The 20,228-nt window shown below is 67.2% G+C and carries 18 protein-coding genes and 2 pseudogenes; 10 read left to right on the top strand and 10 right to left on the bottom strand.

Annotation, left to right across the window (positions count from 1 at the left end):
* Positions 1 to 190: 190 nt before the first annotated feature.
* A protein-coding gene (locus ACFVTC_RS40485) for an IS5 family transposase (protein WP_390134504.1) occupies positions 191 to 1,002 on the top strand; the annotation gives its coding sequence in 2 pieces (ribosomal slippage) (positions 191 to 514 and positions 517 to 1,002; 810 coding nt in all).
* 136 nt (positions 1,003 to 1,138) lie between these two features.
* Complete coding sequence (locus tag ACFVTC_RS40480; protein ID WP_390134498.1) at positions 1,139 to 1,588, top strand: SMI1/KNR4 family protein; 450 nt, start codon at positions 1,139 to 1,141, stop codon at positions 1,586 to 1,588.
* Between the two features lie 50 nt (positions 1,589 to 1,638).
* Here the strand turns inward: ACFVTC_RS40480 and ACFVTC_RS40475 are convergent.
* The 6 genes and pseudogenes from ACFVTC_RS40475 to ACFVTC_RS40450 form a co-directional block, all read right to left on the bottom strand.
* Positions 1,639 to 1,887, bottom strand: a pseudogene (locus tag ACFVTC_RS40475) (HNH endonuclease); the annotation flags it as partial.
* 220 nt (positions 1,888 to 2,107) lie between these two features.
* Complete coding sequence (locus tag ACFVTC_RS40470) at positions 2,108 to 2,494, bottom strand: hypothetical protein (protein WP_390134496.1); 387 nt, start codon at positions 2,492 to 2,494, stop codon at positions 2,108 to 2,110.
* A 578-nt stretch (positions 2,495 to 3,072) separates the two neighbouring features.
* Positions 3,073 to 4,062, bottom strand: coding sequence for a LuxR C-terminal-related transcriptional regulator (locus tag ACFVTC_RS40465; RefSeq protein ID WP_390134495.1), 990 nt, complete (start codon positions 4,060 to 4,062; stop codon positions 3,073 to 3,075).
* A gap of 1,104 nt (positions 4,063 to 5,166) precedes the next feature.
* Complete coding sequence (locus ACFVTC_RS40460) at positions 5,167 to 5,892, bottom strand: FAD:protein FMN transferase (protein WP_390134502.1); 726 nt, start codon at positions 5,890 to 5,892, stop codon at positions 5,167 to 5,169.
* A 43-nt stretch (positions 5,893 to 5,935) separates the two neighbouring features.
* Positions 5,936 to 6,382: an FMN-binding protein gene (locus tag ACFVTC_RS40455; RefSeq protein WP_390134493.1), complete on the bottom strand. Its 447-nt coding sequence runs from the start codon at positions 6,380 to 6,382 to the stop codon at positions 5,936 to 5,938.
* A gap of 12 nt (positions 6,383 to 6,394) precedes the next feature.
* On the bottom strand, positions 6,395 to 7,762 hold the full coding sequence (locus ACFVTC_RS40450; protein ID WP_390134491.1) for a ferric reductase-like transmembrane domain-containing protein: 1,368 nt from the start codon (positions 7,760 to 7,762) through the stop codon (positions 6,395 to 6,397).
* Between the two features lie 169 nt (positions 7,763 to 7,931).
* On the opposite strand from ACFVTC_RS40450, the gene ACFVTC_RS40445 reads away from it, so the two are divergent.
* From ACFVTC_RS40445 to ACFVTC_RS40435, 3 genes and pseudogenes are all read left to right on the top strand, one after another.
* The gene (locus ACFVTC_RS40445; RefSeq protein WP_390134489.1) at positions 7,932 to 8,666 is read left to right on the top strand and encodes a response regulator transcription factor; all 735 of its coding nucleotides are present in this window, start codon (positions 7,932 to 7,934) and stop codon (positions 8,664 to 8,666) included.
* Positions 8,663 to 10,090, top strand: a complete 1,428-nt coding sequence (locus tag ACFVTC_RS40440) for a sensor histidine kinase (RefSeq protein ID WP_390134487.1) — start codon at positions 8,663 to 8,665, stop codon at positions 10,088 to 10,090. Before ACFVTC_RS40445 ends, ACFVTC_RS40440 begins: the two co-directional genes overlap by 4 nt.
* Before the next feature lie 58 nt (positions 10,091 to 10,148).
* Positions 10,149 to 10,394, top strand: a pseudogene (locus tag ACFVTC_RS40435) (IS481 family transposase); the annotation flags it as partial.
* 326 nt (positions 10,395 to 10,720) lie between these two features.
* Here the strand turns inward: ACFVTC_RS40435 and arsB are convergent.
* The gene (arsB, locus tag ACFVTC_RS40430) at positions 10,721 to 11,836 is read right to left on the bottom strand and encodes an ACR3 family arsenite efflux transporter (RefSeq protein WP_390134486.1); all 1,116 of its coding nucleotides are present in this window, start codon (positions 11,834 to 11,836) and stop codon (positions 10,721 to 10,723) included.
* Between the two features lie 222 nt (positions 11,837 to 12,058).
* Here arsB and ACFVTC_RS40425 point away from each other — a divergent pair, with 222 nt between their 5' ends.
* On the top strand, positions 12,059 to 12,490 hold the full coding sequence (locus ACFVTC_RS40425; RefSeq protein WP_390134484.1) for an arsenate reductase ArsC: 432 nt from the start codon (positions 12,059 to 12,061) through the stop codon (positions 12,488 to 12,490).
* Positions 12,491 to 12,619: 129 nt separating this feature from the next.
* Here the strand turns inward: ACFVTC_RS40425 and ACFVTC_RS40420 are convergent, their stop codons facing one another.
* Complete coding sequence (locus ACFVTC_RS40420; RefSeq protein ID WP_390134482.1) at positions 12,620 to 12,931, bottom strand: ArsR/SmtB family transcription factor; 312 nt, start codon at positions 12,929 to 12,931, stop codon at positions 12,620 to 12,622.
* 118 nt (positions 12,932 to 13,049) lie between these two features.
* Between ACFVTC_RS40420 and ACFVTC_RS40415 the strand changes: the two genes are divergently transcribed.
* Complete coding sequence (locus ACFVTC_RS40415; protein WP_390134480.1) at positions 13,050 to 13,481, top strand: arsenate reductase ArsC; 432 nt, start codon at positions 13,050 to 13,052, stop codon at positions 13,479 to 13,481.
* Here the strand turns inward: ACFVTC_RS40415 and ACFVTC_RS40410 are convergent.
* Positions 13,468 to 15,273, bottom strand: coding sequence for a copper resistance CopC/CopD family protein (locus ACFVTC_RS40410; RefSeq protein WP_390134478.1), 1,806 nt, complete (start codon positions 15,271 to 15,273; stop codon positions 13,468 to 13,470). The two genes, ACFVTC_RS40415 and ACFVTC_RS40410, sit on opposite strands and share 14 nt — an antisense overlap.
* Positions 15,274 to 15,291: 18 nt before the next feature.
* Entirely contained in the window at positions 15,292 to 16,032 is a 741-nt protein-coding gene (locus ACFVTC_RS40405) for a YcnI family protein (protein ID WP_390134476.1), read from the bottom strand.
* 337 nt (positions 16,033 to 16,369) lie between these two features.
* Between ACFVTC_RS40405 and ACFVTC_RS40400 the strand changes: the two genes are divergently transcribed.
* The 3 genes from ACFVTC_RS40400 (at position 16,370) to ACFVTC_RS40390 (ending at position 20,166) form a co-directional block, all read left to right on the top strand.
* Positions 16,370 to 16,747, top strand: a complete 378-nt coding sequence (locus ACFVTC_RS40400) for a hypothetical protein (RefSeq protein WP_390134474.1) — start codon at positions 16,370 to 16,372, stop codon at positions 16,745 to 16,747.
* A 342-nt stretch (positions 16,748 to 17,089) separates the two neighbouring features.
* Complete coding sequence (locus ACFVTC_RS40395; protein WP_390134472.1) at positions 17,090 to 19,597, top strand: molybdopterin-dependent oxidoreductase; 2,508 nt, start codon at positions 17,090 to 17,092, stop codon at positions 19,595 to 19,597.
* Between the two features lie 182 nt (positions 19,598 to 19,779).
* Positions 19,780 to 20,166, top strand: a complete 387-nt coding sequence (locus ACFVTC_RS40390; protein ID WP_390134470.1) for an ArsR/SmtB family transcription factor — start codon at positions 19,780 to 19,782, stop codon at positions 20,164 to 20,166.
* Positions 20,167 to 20,228: the final 62 nt, after the last annotated feature.

Here is a 20,228-nt window from a genome sequence, read left to right as displayed (position 1 = left end):
CCGCCAGGTCATCGGCGGTCGCGGACTCGGTCACGGTGTCAGTCACTTGATGTCTCTTCCATGATCATCAGTTACACCGGCGAGCGTACAGACCCAAAGCAACGGCATTGGGTCTAATAGCGGCTAACACAATGAGGTGGCTCGGTCCTGACGGCCGTGTCCAGGGCGGTAGTTGCGCGTTCGGTTCGGTGTGGGGAAGTCGCCGTGGATCGTGTCGGATGAGCTGTGGGACCGCTTGGAGCCGCTGTTGCCGCAGCGCGAACGACGCTTTCGGCACCCGGGCCGCAAGCCGTTGCCGGACCGGCAGGTGCTGTGCGGGATCCTGTACGTGCTGCACACCGGGATCCAGTGGGAGTACCTGCCGCAAGACCTCGGCTTCGGCTCGGGCATGACGTGCTGGCGCCGCTTACGGGACTGGAACCAGGCCGGCGTCTGGCAGCGCCTGCACGAGGCCCTGCTGGCCGAACTGAATGCGGCCTCGCGGCTGGACTGGTCCCGCTGCGTGGTCGACTCCTCCCACGTCAGGGCGCTAAAAGGGGGACCCAGACGGGCCCGTCGCCGGTCGACCGGGGCCGAGCCGGCTCCAAACATCACTTGATCACTGACGGGCACGGCACCCCGCTGGCGGTCGTGCTGACCGGCGGCAACCGCAACGACGTCACCCAGCTACCGCCCTTGCTCGACGCGATCCCACCGGTCCGCGGCCGGGTCGGCCGCCCCCGCCGCAAGCCGGACTCGCTGTTCGCCGACCGCGGCTACGACCACGACATCTACCGCGACCAGGTTCGCGCCCGTGGCATCGTGCCTGCGATCGCCCGCCGCGGCACCCGACACGGCACCGGGCTGGGCACCTACCGCTGGGTGGTGGAGAGGAGTTTCGCCTGGTTGCACGGCTTCCGACGCCTGCGGATCAGGTGGGAACAGCGGGCCGACATCCACGAAGCGTTCCTGAAGCTCGCCTGCTGCCTCATCACTCACCGACAACTGAGGGCATTGCGCTGACGGTGGGGTACAAAGCCGCTGGTCACCTCATCGATGTCCGTGGCTCATGCCATGATCCGGCTTCATGAGCAACCGTTCACTTTCACCCGCCTGGCTGGCCACGTGGACAGACAGAGTCTCTGGGACCCTCGCGGAAATGACGAACGAGTTCGAGCGTCGGCACGGCTTTCCCCCTGGAACCAACGAGGTCCGGCCGGCCAGCCGCGACGATCAAACCGCGGCTCGCACGCTTGCCCAAGCGGGCCTTATTCCGGCTGACCTGGTCACTTTCTACGACAGCATCGGCGCTGTCACCTGGGCGGACGTTGGCAACGGATACTTCCTCGACCCGCCAAGTGACGTCCTGCTGCGACTCCAGGAGTACGGCGCTGCCGATGCTGGCGCGGACCATAAGGTGGCCATCGGCTCGAATGGCGGTGGCCTTTCCTACATCGCGGGCCCTGAGGGCTCGATTCATCGGACGCGGACAGGATCACTGGACGAACCAGAGCTCGACAAGGTAGCCGACAACCTGCGGCAGTTTCTGGAACTACTGGAGGGATCCCTGACCCGGTTCATCGCCGACGGCGAGCCGGGATCTCTGTAGGTCTGCCCGCGGGGCTCATTCTGTTAGCCACTGTAAGGGGGCATCTAGGCGCTGGGGTCTTCGTCGGCCTTGGACCGGTTGGAGGCCGCGAACACGGCGATCAGGGCGCGGGGGTCGTCGAGGTCGTTGGCGTAGGCCTCGCGTTCTGCCGGTGTCCAGGCCAAGGCGGCGATGTCCCAAGCCTCGGTGAGCGGGACGAGGTGATCGACGTCCAGTTTCTTCGCACCGTCGAGGTACTGGTCGTCGTAGGGCGAGTACCAGGTTCCGCCGGTCAGTGCGCAGTTCGGCCCCAGGGCGGGGCGGTGAGCCTCGCCGCAACCCCGAAGCGGCCCGTCGAAACAACCGACGGGCCGTCACGAAGCGTCGAGGCTAGCGTCGCCGCACAAGTCAGCGCGGTTCCTGTTCACACTGCTGCGAAGCCCGGATGCTTCCCGCATGCCGGATGAAACGAGTTATCCCCGGGCGGTAGTTTGACGCAGCATCACGCGATGCTGCCAGACGAGAACCCGGAAGGCGGCATCAGACCACATAGCTGCTCTGGCTGAGCGGGTAGCCCAGCGAGGAGTACTGGATCCCCGCAACGACTTGATATCTACCCACCTCGGGGTTGCCCATAGTGAACTGCTGACCAGCGTAGAGCGGCCAGCTCCGAACGGACTTGGTGTTGTATGCGATGTAGGAAGGAAGCTCTTTTAGGGTGCCGCCGATTTTCCACTCGAAGCAGTCCCCCGTGAAACTCGCCCCAGTGAACGTCTGGGCGTAACCTGCCTGTTCGTAGTGGTAGCAGTTGCCCATCGCGCTGGCGCTCGGGGCATTTGCGATGAGGCCGCCCGTGGCCGCCACAGTCGCCAGGGCTGCACCCCCAACCGAAAGCAGAGCCTTCTTCTTCAGTGGGCTATACGACATCTATTAGTCCTTTCATTGAATTCACATTCCCCGTCGCAGAATTTTCTCTTTAGCGGAGAGGGTTTTGTGGTGGGAGAACTTTCTAGGGGAACTGGTCGACCATTTGAATTCCGGACCGCACCGGCTTTCGATTGGATCTGGATTTAGTATCTCTATTGATGCATGAATCGTCAAGGCGGGGCATGAAGCAAATTGTCGACGACTACCTGGACCGGTTTGGGGTAAATGCGACCTGATATTAGGAGGGGGATGGTGAGTGTGCCGCGAAGTCGGACGATTAGGATATGCAACCCTTCTCGCTGCGGGTATCATCGACTTGTATTACCCGTCTAGAGATTCTTCGCTAGCGGGGTCCAATAAGACGTCAACTTGTTGAAGCCATACCAAGATCCATTTGCGCAGCAGGCCAGAGGCACGGCGAGGCCATAGGTGGCCGGGTGTGCAACCTTTAGCGCGGACGCGTTCCAGGGCCTGAGCGATGTCGTTCGCACAGCCGTCGGCAACTTCCCCGCGGGTGGCGTGAACCGTGCACGGGCTTGAGCGGGTTCGGTTTCGAGTGCGGTCTGTCCATGGCGTCCTCAGTCGTCGGCAAGAAGCCAACCGCGTTTGGCTGCCTTGAGGCCGGCTTCGAACCGGCTCCGAGCACCCAGCTTCTCTATGAGAGTCGCCGCGATACGGCGGGCGGTTCGATGGGAGACTCCAAGTCGACCCGCAATCGCTTGATCGGTGAGTCCCTGAGCGAGAAACTCCAGACACTTCCTCTCTTGAGGCGTCAGGCCGTGGTCATCCGGTGGTCGGGAAGCGTCCAGTACTGTCCCCGTTTTCCATATGCTCTCGAACAAGGCACAAAGGGCGGCAATGGGTCCCTGCCTGTGGACAACGACTGCACCGGCTGTGGCGTCGTCAGCGTTCACGGGTAGGAGTGCGCACTTCCGGTCTATAATGATCATCCGTATCGGCAGGGTGGGAACTGTACGGGCCTGCCCACCGTGTGAGTGGAGCCACTCGGCGTACTCCAGCGTGGGTTTGTCGTTTCGGATACTGTCAAGCCATAGGGTGCGCATCCTGACTCCGCGCTCCAGGATCGACTGGTCAACGTTCCGGGCTTCCTGCAGGTCATCGGGGCGCTGAGTATTGCCCTGAGCGAAAGTCATGATCTCCTTGCTGAGTCGTCCGGTCAGTTCAGTGATGCCCTTGCGAATGGCCTCAATGCCCACCAGGTGCTCAGTCTCAGAGTCGTCTTGGTCTCCGGCGAGGTCTGTGCACTCGGAGATCAACTGGGCGGCAGCGACACGGGATCTGCCGATCTGCTGCTGCCATGCAGCAAGCTGTACCTCCTGGAGTGCCAAAAGCCGATTCATCCCGACCTCTGGCCTGACAACGCGGACAGCGCCGACCTCGTCCGTGCGCACGAGCGCCAGGCCACGCAGCCGGTCAAGTGCGGAACCGATGGCTTCCTCGGTCTGACTGAGAAGAGCGGCGAGATCAGCGCGAGTGATTGCCGGATGTGTCAGCATCTCGCGGTAGACGGCTTCGGTTTGCCAATCGAGCCCCAGGATTTCCAGCATGTTCCCCGCCCCTCCGCCCCACACTCTGACGGCAACCACACCTCGTCACTCTATGCAGCGAGTTGATCTTCCTCCTCGGTCCTTGCTTTGACAAGTTGTTGGCCCTTTCGGTCCATGGACCGAAAGGGCCTCGGGCGCAGATCTTCTGAGGGTGCCTCGTTGGGGTGATGCACAGGGCGTCAGCGATTCGGCCCGTGTCCGGTTGCTCGGCGCGGGGCATGGTCACGATCCCAGCGCGGGGACGGCAGAGAACGTCGTCCTTCAAGGGCCAGGCCGGTCAGGGTGGCGGTCAGCACCAGGGTGGCCAGGCCCGTCAGGGTGGTCAGGGCGGCCACCACTGATCCCGTGTTCCGGGTGACCATGGAACCGGTCACCGGCTGAGTTCTGTTTCGCGGCGCGCAGCGGCTTGTCCGGCCGCTGCGCGCCGCTGCGCGTGATCAGCGTCCGTACGGTCCTCGCCAACTGGACGTTTCGTCAGCCCGTAGCGGTCTGGGGTGAGCGGAGGGCCCGAAGCCAGAAATCAGCCCGGGCCCTCGCCCCCCGTCGACGGGCTGTAGGGGACCCGTGTGCGGTGTCCGTTCAACGACAGCCGCTTCAGGCAGACACGCCGCGCCGCCTCGAAGGCCGGACCGCCAGGGGCCACCGGTATGAGGAGCTTCCTGGTGGCTGATGCCGGACTTCGTGGCGCAGGCGCCGGGACACAGCCGAAGACGCGTGACGCATCCGCAGGGCCGTCGCAGCACGCGTCACCGCGTGACGGTTGACCATCACGCTGAAGGGCCCCTGGAGCGTCCGGTGCACCCAGCGGCCTGGGCTTCGGAAACGGGCGCGACGCGTCGTGGGCTGGCGCGCCCGGTTGTGCAGCGGCACTGTGCCGGGACTGCGCAGTGTCCCGCTGCCGCGACGTGCGTAGAACGCGCCGAACAAGGAGGAGAGCGCCCTCCGTTCGTGGTAACGGCACCGGTGTAGCCACACCGGTGTGGTCGCCCCGACGACGGCTTGCTGCTGCGCAGACCATGCCCATTGCGCAGGGTCTGCGCAATGGGCATCTGGTAGGCACTGAGTGAGGGGGGTGCGGGCATTGAGGGCCGGAGTCTTGGTGTGTCAGGACCCGTGCTGACTGAAGCCTGAGGTCCGCCATTGGTGGCCATCGGGAAGGATCGCGAGGGCTTCGTAACCGGGCAGCGCCTCCAGCCAGCCGCGGGCACCGTCACCGCGGGCGAAAGCTGCCGTGGCATAAACGTCGGTCATGGTCAGAAGTGGGCCGACAACGGTGAGGGAGGCCACGGCGGTGACGGCGGTGCCGTCGCGTGGGTTGAGGATATGGGTGCCGCGTTCGGCGGTGCCGGAGGTGGCAACAGCCAGGTCACGGCCGGTGGTGATCACGGTGGCGAGTTTGCCGGGATGCAGAGGGTGGGCGATACCGATGCGCCACGGAGTGGAGTGGCCTACTGGCATGCGGAGTTGGAGGTCGCCACCGCCGTTGACGCAGGTGCGGTGGGCGCCCGCGTCGTAGAGGATATGGGAGGCGGCCTCGGTGGCCCACCCTTTGACAAGACCCGACGGGTCGAGGGTGCCAGCGAGGTTGATGCTGAAGTACCCGTCGCTGTCGTGGGTGGCCCGCGCGCACAGTGACATGACTTCGTGGACTTCGGGAGGGCACTCGGCGAGACGGATGTCTCCGCGGTCGAGGCGGCTGATGTGGCTGTCGGGCCGGTAAGTGGAGAACACGGCGTCGACCTGGTGGAGGTGGCGTACCGCGTCGGCGAGAGCGCGATGGATGGCGGGGGTGGGTTCGTCGCGGATGTCGAAGGAGAAGACCGTGCCCATCACGTACTCGACGTGCCGCAGACCGCCGGCAGGGTGTGTAGTGTCAGGCACCGGCCTGGTCCAGGGCGCTCTGCAGGGACTGGACGTAGCCCTGGCTGGTGTAACTGGCGCCGGAGACCGCGTCGATGTGCGCGCTCTGGGCGCCGAGCGCCTCCTGGGTGAGGCGGGGCAATGCGTAGTCGGCTATCTGCTGGTCGCGGCCGTTCTGGTCGGGGGCCTTGAGGACCTTGACGGCGGTGAGTTTTCCCTTGGCCAGGGTAGCGGCGACCTGCACGGTCCCGTAGGGGGTGTCGATGGAGTCCCCGGTGAACGTGCCGGTCCCTGTCGACGCGCCAGCCGGCGGGGCGCCCGAGGGGGTGGTGCGCGGACCGGAGGAGGCGGAAGGTGCGCGTGATATGCCGTCCAGGGCGGGGGGCTGGTGGGGTTTGAGGGCCAGTAGCGCAACGACCACGGCGCTGATTCCCGTGGTGACGGTGACGGCTCGGCGCATGACGGGATCTCCTCAGAACGTGAACGACTCGTGGTGGATGCGCCGGGACGGGACACCGGCGTCCCGGAGGGCCTCGGTGGCGGCTTGCGTCATACCGGGCGGACCGCACAGGTAGACGTCGTGTGCCGCCAGATCGGGGACCAGGGAGCGCAGGCTCTGGGCGGTCAGAGGTGACGAGTAGCCGGCAGGTTCGTCAATGACGTAATGGACGCGTGCGCGTCGGTGGGCGGCGATGGCGTCGATCTCGCCGCGCAGGGCGAGGTCTTCGACGGTGCGTGCCCGGTAGACGAGGGTGACCTGTCCCGGCAGCGTCTCGAAGAGCGTGCGCAGGGGGGTGATGCCGACGCCGCCGGCCAGAAGGAGCACCTTGGGGGAGGTGCGGCGGTTGGCCGTGAAGCTGCCGTAGGGACCCTCGGCCCATACCCGGGTGCCGGGTTTCAGCCGGGCGAGGGAGGCGCTGTGGCCGCCGGCGGTCTTCACCGTGATGCGCAGGTGACGGGGGTGCGCGGGGGCGGACAGCGAGTATGGGTTGGCGGTCCACCACAGTCCGGGGGCGATGAAGCGCCAGCGCAGGAACTGGCCGGGCTCGCCACGCAGTTCGTCCAGGCGGTCGCCGGTGAGGTGGACGGAGACGACGCCCGGGGCTTCGGGCCGTACCGCGGCGACCCGCATCCGGTGGCGTAGTCCGCGCCGTACCGGGATGGCGAAGCGGAACCACGCCACCAGGACGGCGACACCGAGGAACAGCGTGTACCAGGCGACCTGGGCAAGCCGGTTGCCGACGAAGTCGGCACCGTTGGAAAGCTGGTGTCCGAAAGTGAGGAAAATTGCCAGGTAGGTGGCGAAGTGCAGGTAGTGCCAGGTCTCGTAGCTCATCCTGCGGCGTGCCGCGCGTGCCGAGAGGACTCCGGTCGCAAGAAACAGCAGGAAGCCGATCGTGCCCTTCAGCAGGTCGGGGTAATGGAGGACGAGCGTGGAGGTCTGGCTCACCACGTCCGTGTGAGAGATCAGCGAGTAGCCCCAGATGATGAGGAGGGTGTGGACCAGCGCGAGCGAGACGGTGCAGCGCCCGCCCAGAGCGTGCCAGCGGGCGAGCCGGTCACTGCCGATACTGTGATCCAGAAGCGGAACGCGGGCCATCAGGGCCAGCAGTACCGCGCAAGCGTAGCCCGCCAGCAGCCCGGTGATACGCCCAGCGCCGGTGAGCCAGCCTGCCAGGCCCACCACCGACGTCGTATCGCTCCACCACAGGGCCAGCACCCCCGCGGCACCGGCCCAGATGGCCAGCTGCGTCAGGAACGGCACCAAGCTGCGATGTGGACGGCGACGGTGACGCGTGCCATGGCCCGCATAGGGCGGGCTGGTGAACGTGGTGGTCACGGGCACCTCCAAAAGGACTCGATCCGGCGACGAGCGGTCAGACTCACAGCTCAACCTCTGTGAACCTTCTGAAACCGGCCCGCTGGCCCCTGCTCAGCGCTGATTCAGAGGGAACTCAGACGCATGGCGTGCCCTGTGACGCCCGGTCCCGGGGGATGCTGGAGGAACCATGGACGAGCCGCACACCACATCCCCATTGCACCGCCCCGACGGACACCCGGTACGGATCCTCGTTGTCGACGACGAACCCGACGTGACCGAGGTCCTGGCCGCTGTGATGGTGAGCGAGGGCATGCAGGTCCGCACGGCCGCCGACGGCGCGAGCGCCTTGACCGTAGCCCACGACTTCCGGCCCGATGCGGTCGTCCTGGACTGGATGCTCCCTGACTTCGACGGGCTGCAGGTCTTGCGTGCCCTGCGACGTGAGGCGCCCCGCGTGTGCGTGCTCTTCCTGACCGCCCGGGACGCGGTGGAGGACCGCATCGCCGGCATCACCGCCGGCGGCGACGACTACGTCACCAAGCCCTACAGTCTGGAAGAAGTCCTGGCGCGGCTGCGCGGGCTTCTGCGAAGGGCTGGCATGACCGCCGAGCCGGGTACGAACCACCTCACCGTGGGCGACCTCACGATGGACGAGGAAGCCAGAGAAGTGCGTCGTGCGGGAGCTGTGGTGGAGCTGTCGCGTACAGAGTTCGAACTTCTGCGGTTTTTGATGCGTAATCCGCGCCGAGTCCTGTCCAAAGCCCAGATCCTCGACCGCGTCTGGGCCTACGACTTCGGCGGCCGGGCGCACGTCGTCGAGCTCTACATCAGTTATCTCCGAAAGAAGATCGACGCCGGACGCACCCCGATGATCCACACAGTGCGCGGCGTCGGCTATGTCCTCAAGCCGGAATCCGCATGAGGCGTCGTCCACCGCCCCGCACCCTGCGCGGCCAGCTCACGGCCGGGCTTGTTGCCCTGCTCGCCCTGGCCTGCCTCGCTGCCGGCGTCACCACGGCCCTCGCGTTGCGCGGGTTTCTCATGGGGCGCCTGGATGAGCAGCTCACCGCATCCGGTGGGCGCTTTCCTGCGAGCCTGGAACACGAGGCGGCCCCCGACGCCGACAACCGTCCCGACACTCGAGGCCAGTCCGACCACACGTTCGGTGCCCGCCTCCTCGACGGCACCGTCACCCAGGCCGCCGCCGTCGATGAAGCCACCGACCACCCCGTCGACCTCACCAGCCAGGACCGACGCGTTCTGTCCGCAGTACCCACCGACGGCCAGGGGCACAGCATCCGTCTTTCCTCGCTGGGCGGTTACCGCGTCATGGCGTTCAACGGCGACGACCAGGACATCCTGATCACCGGTCTGCCCCTGCAACCGGTCGAGGAGACCGTCCACCGACTCGAGGCCGTCGAGGCTGTGCTGTTCGGTGCCGCCCTCGTGATCACCGGTATCGCCGGAGCCCTATGGGTACGCATCTCCCTGCGTCCCTTGCAACGGGTCACCGCGCGAGCCGCGGAGGTGGCAGGGCTGCCACTCGCCAGCGGCGAGATCGCCATGCCAGGACCGCTGACCGACACCGACCCGCGCACCGAGGTCGGCCAGGTCGGCACCGCGCTCAACCACATGATCGGCCACGTCGAAGACGCCCTCACCCGCCGCCAGGCAAGCGAAGAGAGGCTGCGCCACTTCGCCGCCGACGCCAGCCACGAGCTGCGCACCCCCGTGGCCAACATCCGCGGCCACGCCGAACTCGCACTGCGCCACCCAGGCCCCGTCCCCGACGAAGTACGCCATGCCCTGCAGCGCATCGACGGCGAGTCACAGCGCATGACCCGGCTCGTCGACGACCTGCTCCTCCTCGCTCGCCTCGATGCCGGCCGGCCCCTCGAAAACGAACGGGTCGACCTGACCCTGCTGATCCTCAATGCCACGGACGATGCCCGCGCTGCGGGCCCCGCCCAACATTGGTTCCTCGACCTGCCCGAAGAACCTGTCACCGTCGTCGGTGACGCCCACCGCCTCCAGCAGGCCATCGGCAATCTTCTTGCCAACGCCCGCACTCACACACCCCCCGGATCTGAAGTCACCATCACCCTCGCTACCGACGAGGCCGAGGTCTCCCTCAGCGTGAGCGACAACGGGCCCGGCATCCCCCAAGATCTCGAACGGGAGGTCTTCGGCCGCTTTGTCCGTGCGGACCATGCGCGCTCCCGCAGCACCGGGAGCACCGGCCTCGGCCTCGCCATCGTCGACGCCGTCACCACCGCACACGGCGGAGCCGTCACTGTCACCAGCCGTCCCGGACGCACGACATTCCGCCTCACACTCCCACGGTGAACCCCGCTGGGACGCCGTCTCGCGCCGCGTGCATACGTGCATGGGCGTCCAAGCAGGCGAGGACGATCCCGCACGGCTCCGGCCGGTCCTGGACCTACCCGCCTCGACCGTGCACCGCATCCTGGTCCGCCACGGCCTGAACCGGCTCGCGTTCCTGGACCGGCCCACCGGCCAGGGCATCCGCCGCTACAAACGCGACCGGCCCGGCGAACTCCTGCCCGTCGACGTCAAGAAGCTCGGCCGGATCTCGGACGGCGGCGTCGACTTGGGCCGCCAGGCTGGCCGGGCCAGAAAGTCACGGATGAACACCACCGACAGCCTTCCGGCGTTGGCCGCGGCGAAGGCGGTGGCTAGTCCTTCTGGCCGGCACTTACGGCTGTGGTTCTTGGTCATCGCGTTCGGGGTCGAGGGCACCGGCTCCTACGGCGCCACCCTGGCCTCGTTCCCTCGCCGGGCCGGTCACAAGGTGGTCGAGGCCGGCCGGACCGACGGTTTTCGGCCGGTGAACGGCAAGTCCGGCCCCGGCCGGGACTGACACCGGCCGGGGCTGCTTGCGTACCGGTCGCGGAAGTCGGACCCCGTTGGTGACGCATCCCGGGCTACTGCAACGACGGAAGCAGACGAGCGGAGCTAGGGATGTTGGTGCTGTGCCGCCGCCTGCGGGTAGAACTTGCGGCGCCAGGCCAAGGCGACGTAGACGAGCGCGACCAGTACGGGGACTTCGATGAGAGGGCCGACGACACCGGAGAGGGCTTGTCCTGAGGTGACGCCAAAGGTGGTGATGGCTACGGCGATGGCGAGTTCGAAGTTGTTCCCGGCTGCGGTGAAGGCCAGAGTCGCGGTCCGGTCGTAGGTCAGGCCGATCGCCTTTCCGAGGGCGAAGGAGCCGAACCACATGAGTGCGAAGTACGCCAGCAGGGGGAGGGCGATGCGGGCGACGTCCAGGGGCTGAGAGGTGATCTTCCTGCCTTGCAGGGCGAAGAGCACGACGATCGTGAACAGTAGCCCGTACAGCGCGAACGGGGCGATCTTCGGAAGGAAGTCTGCCTCGTAGCCGCGACGGGTCAGTCTCTTCTCGCCCACCCTGCGGGTCAGGAACCCGGCGAGGAGCGGCACCCCGAGGAACACCGCCACGTTGAGCGCGATCTTCCACATGGAAATGTCGAGTTGTTCGCCGTCGCCCAGACCGAGCCAGCCTGGGAGCAGGTCGAGGTAGAACCAGCCCAGCAGGCCGAAGGCGAGGACCTGGAAGACGGAGTTGAGTGCGACCAGCACGGCGGCGGCCTCGCGGTCTCCGCACGCGAGGTCGTTCCAGATGATGACCATAGCGATGCACCGGGCAAGGCCGACGATGATGAGGCCGGTGCGGTACTCGGGCAGATCGGCCAGGAAAGTCCAGGCAAGGGCGAACATCACTGCCGGGCCGACAAGCCAGTTGACGACCAGTGAGGACGCCATCAGCTTCCTGTCGCCGGTCACGGCGTCGAGCCGGTCGTAGCGCACCTTGGCCAGGACCGGATACATCATCACCAGCAGACCGAACGCGATCGGCAGCGAGATGCCACCCACTTCGATCCGGGTCAGCGCGGTGTTCAGTCCAGGCAGGAGCCGTCCCAGGGCGAGACCTGCAGCCATGGCGAGCAGGATCCAGAGGGCGAGATAGCGGTCGAAGGTCGACAGCCGGCCGGGGACGGAGTCACCGGCCGCGGTGTCCGCACGGTGCGCCGTGCGCTCGGCGGAGGTCACGAAGTGACCTCCGGACAGCACAGTGCGGCGACACCGGCACTGGCCCGGGAACAGGGCGGCTCAGCGGGACGTGCCTGCGGCCGGGCTGCCCGGCGCAAAAAAGCATCAGTGTCGACTGAAGTCAGCATGCGCTGATACTGTCACATCACTTGCGACTGACACCAGTTCAGGGTGATGCCGCGAGCGGTTGGGCTGCTGCGTACCAGGAAGGGGCATACCGCCATGGCTGATTCCCTACATGTGCCGTGCGTGCTGTTCGTCTGCGTCCACAACGCCGGTCGTTCGCAGATGGCCGCCGCCTGGCTAAGCCATCTGGCGCGGGGGAGTGTGCGGGTCTACTCGGCGGGCACTGATCCGGCCGATGAAATCGACTCCGCGGCGGTCGCGGTCATGGCGGAAGCGGGTGTCGACATCTCCGCTGAGCTGCCCAAGGCTCTCGATGTCGCAACCGTGCTGGAGGCGGATGTCTGCGTCACGATGGGCTGCGGCGACACCTGCCCCGTCTTTCCCGGCAAGCGCTACCTCGACTGGACCCTGCAGGACCCGGCAGGGCAGGACACGGAGACCGTGCGACGTGTCCGTGACGAGATCAAGGTGCTGGTCGAAGGCCTGATCCGCGAACTTGCCCCAGACCGACGCTCTGCGACCGGCTGACGCCATGTGCGCCTGCCGCAGTGCCGAAGGCGCCGCGGCGGCCGGAATGAAAGCCCGGGGCCGGGGCGCCTGGCGGAGCCCCGGCCCCGACCTGACCAGTTCAGGTGCGGGAGTGGTGCGGGCAAGCGGTCAGCAGGGCCGCTTGCGGCCGGCCTCGGCGGTCTGCTGCGCTTCGGTGGCAAGTTCCGCGAACTGGCCCGACAGGGCGGCCATGACCTCGGGCTTGAGCCGGTAGTACATCCAACGCCCGCACGGCTCGGTGTCCACCACGCCCGCCTCACGCAGCACCTTCATGTGATTGGAGACGTTGGTCTGCCGCGCACCGGTCTCCTCGACGAGATGAGTGGTGCAGAGCGACTCGCGGGCCAGCAGTGTCACGATCTGCAGTCGCAGGGGGTCACTGAGCACCCGCAATAGGTCAGTGTCGACTGATGTCAGCATGCACTGATAATCTCACATGGTGGGGGGTTGCGGCCACCGGTTGCCGCACGCCCAGCACAGTAATGCCGTTCCGGCGCACCCGCCGAGACACGCACCACCCGCACCGCAAGGAACGATCATGGCTGACTCACGTGCCTCTGTCCTCTTCGTCTGTGTCCACAACGCCGGCCGCTCCCAGATGGCCGCTGCCTGGCTCACGCACCTGTCCGGAGGGCGCGTCGAGGTCCGTTCCGCGGGGACCCTGCCCGCGAAGGACGTCAACCCCCAAGCCGTCCAGGCCATGCGTGAAGTGGGCATCGACCTGACCGGCCAGAGCCCCGCGCTGCTGGACATAGAGGCAGTGCAGGCCAGCGACTTCGTCATCACCATGGGCTGCGGCGACACCTGCCCTATTTTTCCCGGAAAGACCTACCGCGACTGGGACCTGCCCGACCCTGCGGGCGCCGACCTGGACACCGTTCGCGGGATCCGCGACGCCATCAAGGGACGCGTCGAAGACCTCATCGCCGAGATCGACGCCCTCCACGGTCTCCACGTCAGCCGATCCTGACGTCCTTGCGCACAGTCACCTGGTCGACGGCCGACGTGCGCACGGTCACTGCCACGTCCCACACCCCTGCTGCGGGCACCTGAAAGCCCGACGTGGTCCAGTGCCCGGGCCCCGCGCGCCGCAACGGCACGGGCAGTGGACCGATCCGGCGGCCCACCGAAGTCAGTGCCACGCGGATCTCAGGGACGTCGAGTATGGTTCCACCGGGGCTCGTGACCGACACGTGCACGCTGTTGCCGCCCACCCGGCCCGGATCCAGAACCACGCTGACCGTTCCACGGCCGTGGGCTCCCTGAGTGTCGAAGGGCAGCTGCAGTGACACCGGGGCGGCGGTGCGCGCCTGAGCGGCGGCCACCGCGCGCTCCGTACGGGCAGGCTCGGAAGTCGTCAACAGCGTCGTTACGGCCAGCACGCTCAGGCCGACGCAGGCCTCTGCCGCCACAGACCACCGCATCCCGCGCCGCGTCCCGCTGTCGCGGTCAGATCCTGCCCAGGTCATCTCTTCTGTCTTCGGACCGGGCAGGCCGGCAGTGACGGGGGGCCGGTCGTGCTGCCCGACGGCGAGCGGCACGAGAGCTGACGGCGCTTTTGCCGTGGGCCTGGCCGTAGCAAGCAGCCGGCGTGTGAACCGGCGTGAGAAGAAGGCGAAGGCCAGCAGCCCTGCCGCCAGGCCCAGCTTGATCAGCAGTAGCTGGCCATAGCGGGTGTCTAAGGCGGACAGGGAACCCACCTGCCGCCACACCTGATACGCGCCGGTGAGGACGAGTACACACACGCAGCCGAACGCCAGGCGGGAAAAGCGCCCGACCGTATCCGGCTCCACTACGGCAGGCACCCGCCACAAGAGCACGGCCAGCACGGACAGCCCACCCAACCAGACACCCGCTGTCACCAGGTGCAGCATGTCCACCGGGATCGCCAACCCCACCTGAACACCTGCGGAGGCATGCTCGGCCGCGGCCCACGTCACCGTCAGCCCGCCCGCGGCCGCTGCCCACACCGGCCAGTCGGCGCGCAGGCGCCTGCCTTCCAATGCCCGCCGCATGCGCCAGACCCCGGCGAGCACGGTCAGCAGGAGCAAGCGCACCCACAGCAGCAGACCGAACTTGGTGTGCAGCACCTGCCACGACCGCGACAGATCGGCCGCCTCCTGCCAGCTCCCGGAGCCGGTGTAGGAGCCGCGAAGCACCAGCAGCGTCGCGGTGCCTGCGACGACTGTCAGCCAGCCCGCAGCCACCAGTCGCCGCACCAGAGGCTGTGCATACCCGGTGGGCCAGCAAAACAGCACAAACCCCGTGCTGCCGAGCAGCAGGACCAGTCCCGTGTAGGCAATGAACCGGGCGACCCCGTAGAGGTCATCGACCGCCGTGTTGCCGGCGGCCGGCAGCACCTCGGTGTCTGTGGTCGACGGAGCGCCCACAGAGAAAGTGAAAGCGCCCGAGACGGGATGACTGTCCGCAGAGACCACGTGGAAGGTCACCGTGTAGGTGCCGTCGGGCAGCAGGCCTTGCAGCCGCACCGAATAGGCTGTGCCGCCCAAGGCCGTGGGACGCCCGTCATCGACACGGCGGCCGTCCCGACGGAGAACGCGCAGGGCGTCCGGCGAGAGCGCGACCTTTTCAGAAAAGTTCAGCACAACCCTGGCGGGCGCATTGGCGGTCACCGCTCCCTGTGCAGGCATACTGCTGACCAGCGCTGCATGCGCGGGGGCCGGTCCGGCCGCACACCACAGCAGAACGAACGCCGCCGCCATCACAGCAAGACAGCGCGGCCAGGAAACGGTGACCGTCATCCGCAGTCTCCCGAGAGGTCAGGCGCCGCTGCGGCGCCAGCTGGCCACGACTGCGAAGGTGACACCGACAGCACCGATCACGATGCCGGCGATGCCCAGGGCGCGGGCTGTGCCGTCGCTTTTGTCAGGAGAGGAACTGGCGGCCTCCTCGCTGCTGCCACTCGGTGAGGAGGGTTCGGCGGTTGTCTTCTCCGTTGCCTGCTCTTCGTGCTCGTCTCCTTCGGATGCAGACAGGGCCAGAACCGGGGCAGGGTGCTCCGGCTCCTCCTGGCCGTCCTGCTGCGGCTCGATCCACCGCACGACTTCCTGGTTGCTGTAGGTCTGCAGAGCCTTGAACACCAACTCATCGACGTCCTGGGGGAGTTGCCCCAGAGACAGCGAAAACTTCTGGAAGAAGCCCGGCGCGATGCCCTTGCCGGTGGCGGTCCACGTCACCTTCGAGACGGCTTCGGTGACGCTCTCGCCGTGGAGCGTCAGCGGCTTTTTCAGCTTGCTCTTGGTGACCTCGATGTCCCAGCCGGAAAGCGGCTGCGGCATGACCGAGGCCAGCGGGTGCTCGGCGGGAAAGGCCACCTCAAGTTTGGTCGTGGAAGCGTTGTCCCGTTCGTTGGGGACCTTGAAGTTCACCGTGGCATAGCCGCCCTTGGCGGCCTGGCCCTCCGGCTGTACGGAAACGTGGGCGGACGCGGGTACGACCAACGTCATGAGGCCGGCCGCCGCGGCCGCGGCGGCAACGCCGACACGCACAGAAGAACGCATGAAGACTCCGGTGGTAGTGAGGCCCGAGCGCGCACATCACTGCGTCGCAGCGCGGGAAGCAGGGGCCACGCAAGGAAAAGGGAGGGGCGACGTGCCCTGTCCGGGCACGGACGACCGCACGCACGGCCGCCCGTTGCAGGGCGGCCCGCGTCAGACGGATACGGGCGAACCCACCGGAGGTCCGCGCCGGGTCAGTACATGCGCGCCCGCCCGCGCCGTCCACCCTGGCCGCTGTGCCTCGCGCCAGCAGGGAGGACAGCACAACAACTGGGCAAGAGCCTGCACACGGCAGCAGGACGACCGCTTCTGTCCCGCCGCAGCGCGCACCAGCGCCCGCATGGCCACGTTCAGCTGGCTGCCCGCCAGCGAACACAGCCGGCTCACCGCAGCGTCCCCGCAGTGCAGCAGCCACGCCGCGCAGGCCGCCGCCAGCGCATGCCCTCCCAGCATGGGCGCCGTCGGCACGACCGAGGACATCCCCGAGGGCGGCATCACCATGTGCTGCTCGCCGGCCATGGGATGGTGCGTCATCCCGGCGGCCGGCATGGCGAGGGTAAAGAATGAGTGCAGCGCGATCTGCAGCACCGACAGCAACACAGACCCGAACACCCGGGAATTGCGCCTGCCGGACAACGGTGCGATCAGCGCTGAGGCCAGGACAGTCCCGAACACCAGCACACGCCACGACGGCGACGTGCCTGTGGCCAGTATGTGACCACCCGCCGACAGCAGGACGCATACCCCGGTGAAAGCGGCCGTCCGCACCAGCCGGTCGAGCCTGACCAGGTGCCCTGGGGCGGCCGGCGGTGTCAGGTCAGCGGCATGGCCCGCCCGTATACGGCCTGTCATCCACCTCCCCCTCCCCAAAGCTGCCGCCACGGGAGTCCGCACCGCAGGCAGCAGCTGACGACCTGTCATCACGCATGCAAATAAAGCCCCTTGGAGCACAGGGCTGAGGGCAAACAGCCTAGCCCGACTGATTCGATAAGTCTCTAGACAGGCATCAATGGTGACCCTAAGCTCGGGCCGCCCGATCAACCACAGGGGGTAGTTGGACGTGACGCACAACGCCGTTTCCAGACGTCATCTGGTCCAGGGCGCCGCACTGACGAGCGCGGCTCTGCTGGTCAACGCGCCACCCGCCACAGCCGGCGCCACGACCGCTACCGGCGCCGGAACGCCTGCAAGCGAGGAGGGGCGCCAGCTCAGCTTCACCGATGAATCGGCCGCACTGCACCCCGATCGCACGGTCACCAGCGCCTGCCAGTTCTGCAACTCCAACTGCGCACTGACCGTGAGTCTGAGAGCGGACCGCATCATCGGTGTCCAGGGCGCCTCCGGAGACCCGGTGCAGCAGGGCAACATCTGCGTCAAGGCGCCCATGATGGCGGAACTCGTCTACAGTCCGCTGCGCGTGACCAAGCCCCTGATCCGCACCGGTGGACGCAAAGGATCCAACGAATCCACCTTCCGTGAGGCGAGTTGGGACGAGGCTCTCGATGTCATCGCCGGACGCCTGTTGAAGCTGCGGGATGCCGGGGAGGCGCACACCATCGCCAACCGGACCACCGGGCGACTGCCGCGTGGCACCGGCTCACTGGTCGCCCGGCTCTTCGCGCTCCTGGGCAGCCCCAACAACACCGACGTCGGCCCGGTCTGCAACGACGCAGGAGGCAACGCCCTCAAGGCATCCTTCGGCCTCGGCAACTTCACCAACGGATACGGCACCGACGGCGCCACCGGCAAGGACGATCTCGGCTCGGCCGACTACTTCCTGTTCCTGGGCACCAACCAGGCCGAGACTCACCCCGTCACTTTCGACTACCTCCTGCGCGGCCGCAGCCGCACCGGCGCCAAGCTCGTCGTCGTGGACCCCCGGCGTACCCCCACCGGCGCGCAGGCCGACGAATGGATCGCTCCCAAGCCGCACACGGACCTTGCCCTGGCACTGGGCATGCTGCACCAAATCCTCGACCAGCGCCTGTACGACCGGACGTTCATCGACCGCTGGGTCGTCGGCTTCGACGAGCTGAAGACACACATGGCGACGTCCGGCTATACCCCGGACTGGGCTGCGGGCGTCACCGGAGTGCCGGCCGACACCGTCCGCCGACTCGCCCGCGACTACGCCAGTGCCGACAAGGCGGCCATCTTCTGCAACGCCGGCATCTCTCACCAGCTCGGCGCCTTCGACACCTACCGGGTGTTGACGTTCCTGGCTGCCGTCACCGGCAACATCGGAAAACTCGGCACCGGCTGCAACTTCATGCACAACACCTGGCCCGGGGACCTGCACCTTCCGGAACTGGCTGCCAAGACGCCTGAACTCACCCAGGCCCTGCCCGTCGGCCCCGACTACTTCGCCGAATCGATCCTCACCGGCAAGCCGTACCAGCTGAAGGCCCTCATCACCCAGGGCAACCCGCTCATCTCCTCCGCCAACACCGGCAAGGTCAAGGACGCGTTCCGCCGGCTCGACTTCTACGTCTATACGGGCCTGTTCATGGAAGAAGCCGCCTACTACGCCGACGTTGTACTGCCCGTCAGCGCGGGCCTGGAGTTCGACGGCGTCTACATGCGCCGCGACGACCGCGCCATCCGCTGGCAGGAGGCCGCTGTCCCTCCCGCCGGGCAGACGAAGCCCGACTGGCAGATATGGATCGACCTCGCCCATGCCCTGGGCCGCAACGACCGCCGCAAACCCGCCTCGTACTGGCAGGACGCCTTCCCCCGCACCTGGATGGACTACCCCGCCCTGTGGGCGGAGTTCGTCAAACACACCCCAGGCATGGGCGGCATGACGCAAAAGCGGCTCCAGCAGCGCTCCGAGCCGCTGCGCTGGCCCTGCCCCAGCACCGACCACCCTGGTGTCAGCGCCCTGTACCAGGATCACCCCCGGTGGTACCAGGCCGCGGAAGCACTCGGCGCCCAGAAGGGGCAGCGGTTCCTCACACCCAGCGGCAAGATCGAGATCTACACCGAAGCTCTCGACAAGCAGCTCGCCACCGCCGGGCACGCTGCACTTCCCGCCTTCTACACCCACCCCGAAGTCACCGGGGCCCACCCGACGCTCGCCTACGAGAAGCGCTTCGTCACCAGCCCCATAAACCCCCAGGCCGTCACCCATCCGGTCAAACTCGGCGTTCCTGGCAACGGCGAGGTGCACCGCGACTTCCCGCTGATGGGCATGACCGGACGCCCCAGCGTCGTCCACTTCGCCTCCGTCACCCACTGGACACCCACCGGAGAACAGCTCAACGGCATCCGCCTGCTCCAGATCCACCCCGACACCGCGCACCGGCTCGGCATCGCCGACCGGGACGACGTCGTCGTCGAGAGCCCCCGCGGCTCCGTGAGGGCCACCGCTCTCTACTGGCCAGGCATCCGCAAGGACACCGTCTTCTTGCCCAACACCTTCGGGCCCGCCCAGAAAGTGGCCGATCAGTTCCACGACCCCCGCTACGAGGCGGCCAACACCCTGGTCGACGACCGCTATTACGACAACCTCTCAGGCCAGCAGGCGTACAAGTGCTTTGCATGCCGCGTCAGCAAGGCGCCGGCGTAAAGACCCTCCTCCAGCCGAGCCGGCGTCGCCCCCCGCGCCGGCCAGGCACCGGCCTTGCCTCCGTCCCGTTGCGCCCCGGGGCGCTGGCAGGGCCACCAACCCGCCAGAAGTGACAGAAATCAGCCAAGCCCGTTTTATTCAGGCCAGTTGCAGAAAGATTCGACAACTGTAAAACTAGGCAAATGTCAAAGGTCGAAGCGGCGGTGGCCCCGGCCGCGTCCTGCTGCACTCCTGTTGTCGCAGCGCCGCTCGAAGCGGAGCGCGCAGTCGACATGGCCAAGATGTTCAAGGCACTGGGCGACTCCATCCGGCTGCGCCTGCTCTCGATGATCGCCTCCGCCCCCGATGACGGCGAGGTCTGCGTATGCGACCTCACCGCGCCCTTCGACCTGTCGGCGCCCACCATCTCCTACCACCTCAAAATCCTGCGCGAGGCAGGCCTGGTGACCTCCGACCGGCGAGGCACCTGGGTCTACTACCGCCTCCAGCGCGACCACCTCCGCATGCTGTCCGACATGCTCGCCGTCCCCGGCGTCACCGGCACGCTCGCCGTCACCCCCTGCGGTTAACCGGGTCTCGAAACCGGCCGCCGCGCTCCCGGGCTGCCGTCCCGCGCCGGCTTCACCCCCAG

Source organism: Streptomyces sp. NPDC057950 (assembly GCF_042887295.1).
GTDB lineage: Bacteria > Actinomycetota > Actinomycetes > Streptomycetales > Streptomycetaceae > Streptomyces > Streptomyces kaempferi.
Note: the sequence above shows the minus strand (reverse complement) of the source record. Positions and strands in the feature narration are given on the sequence as shown.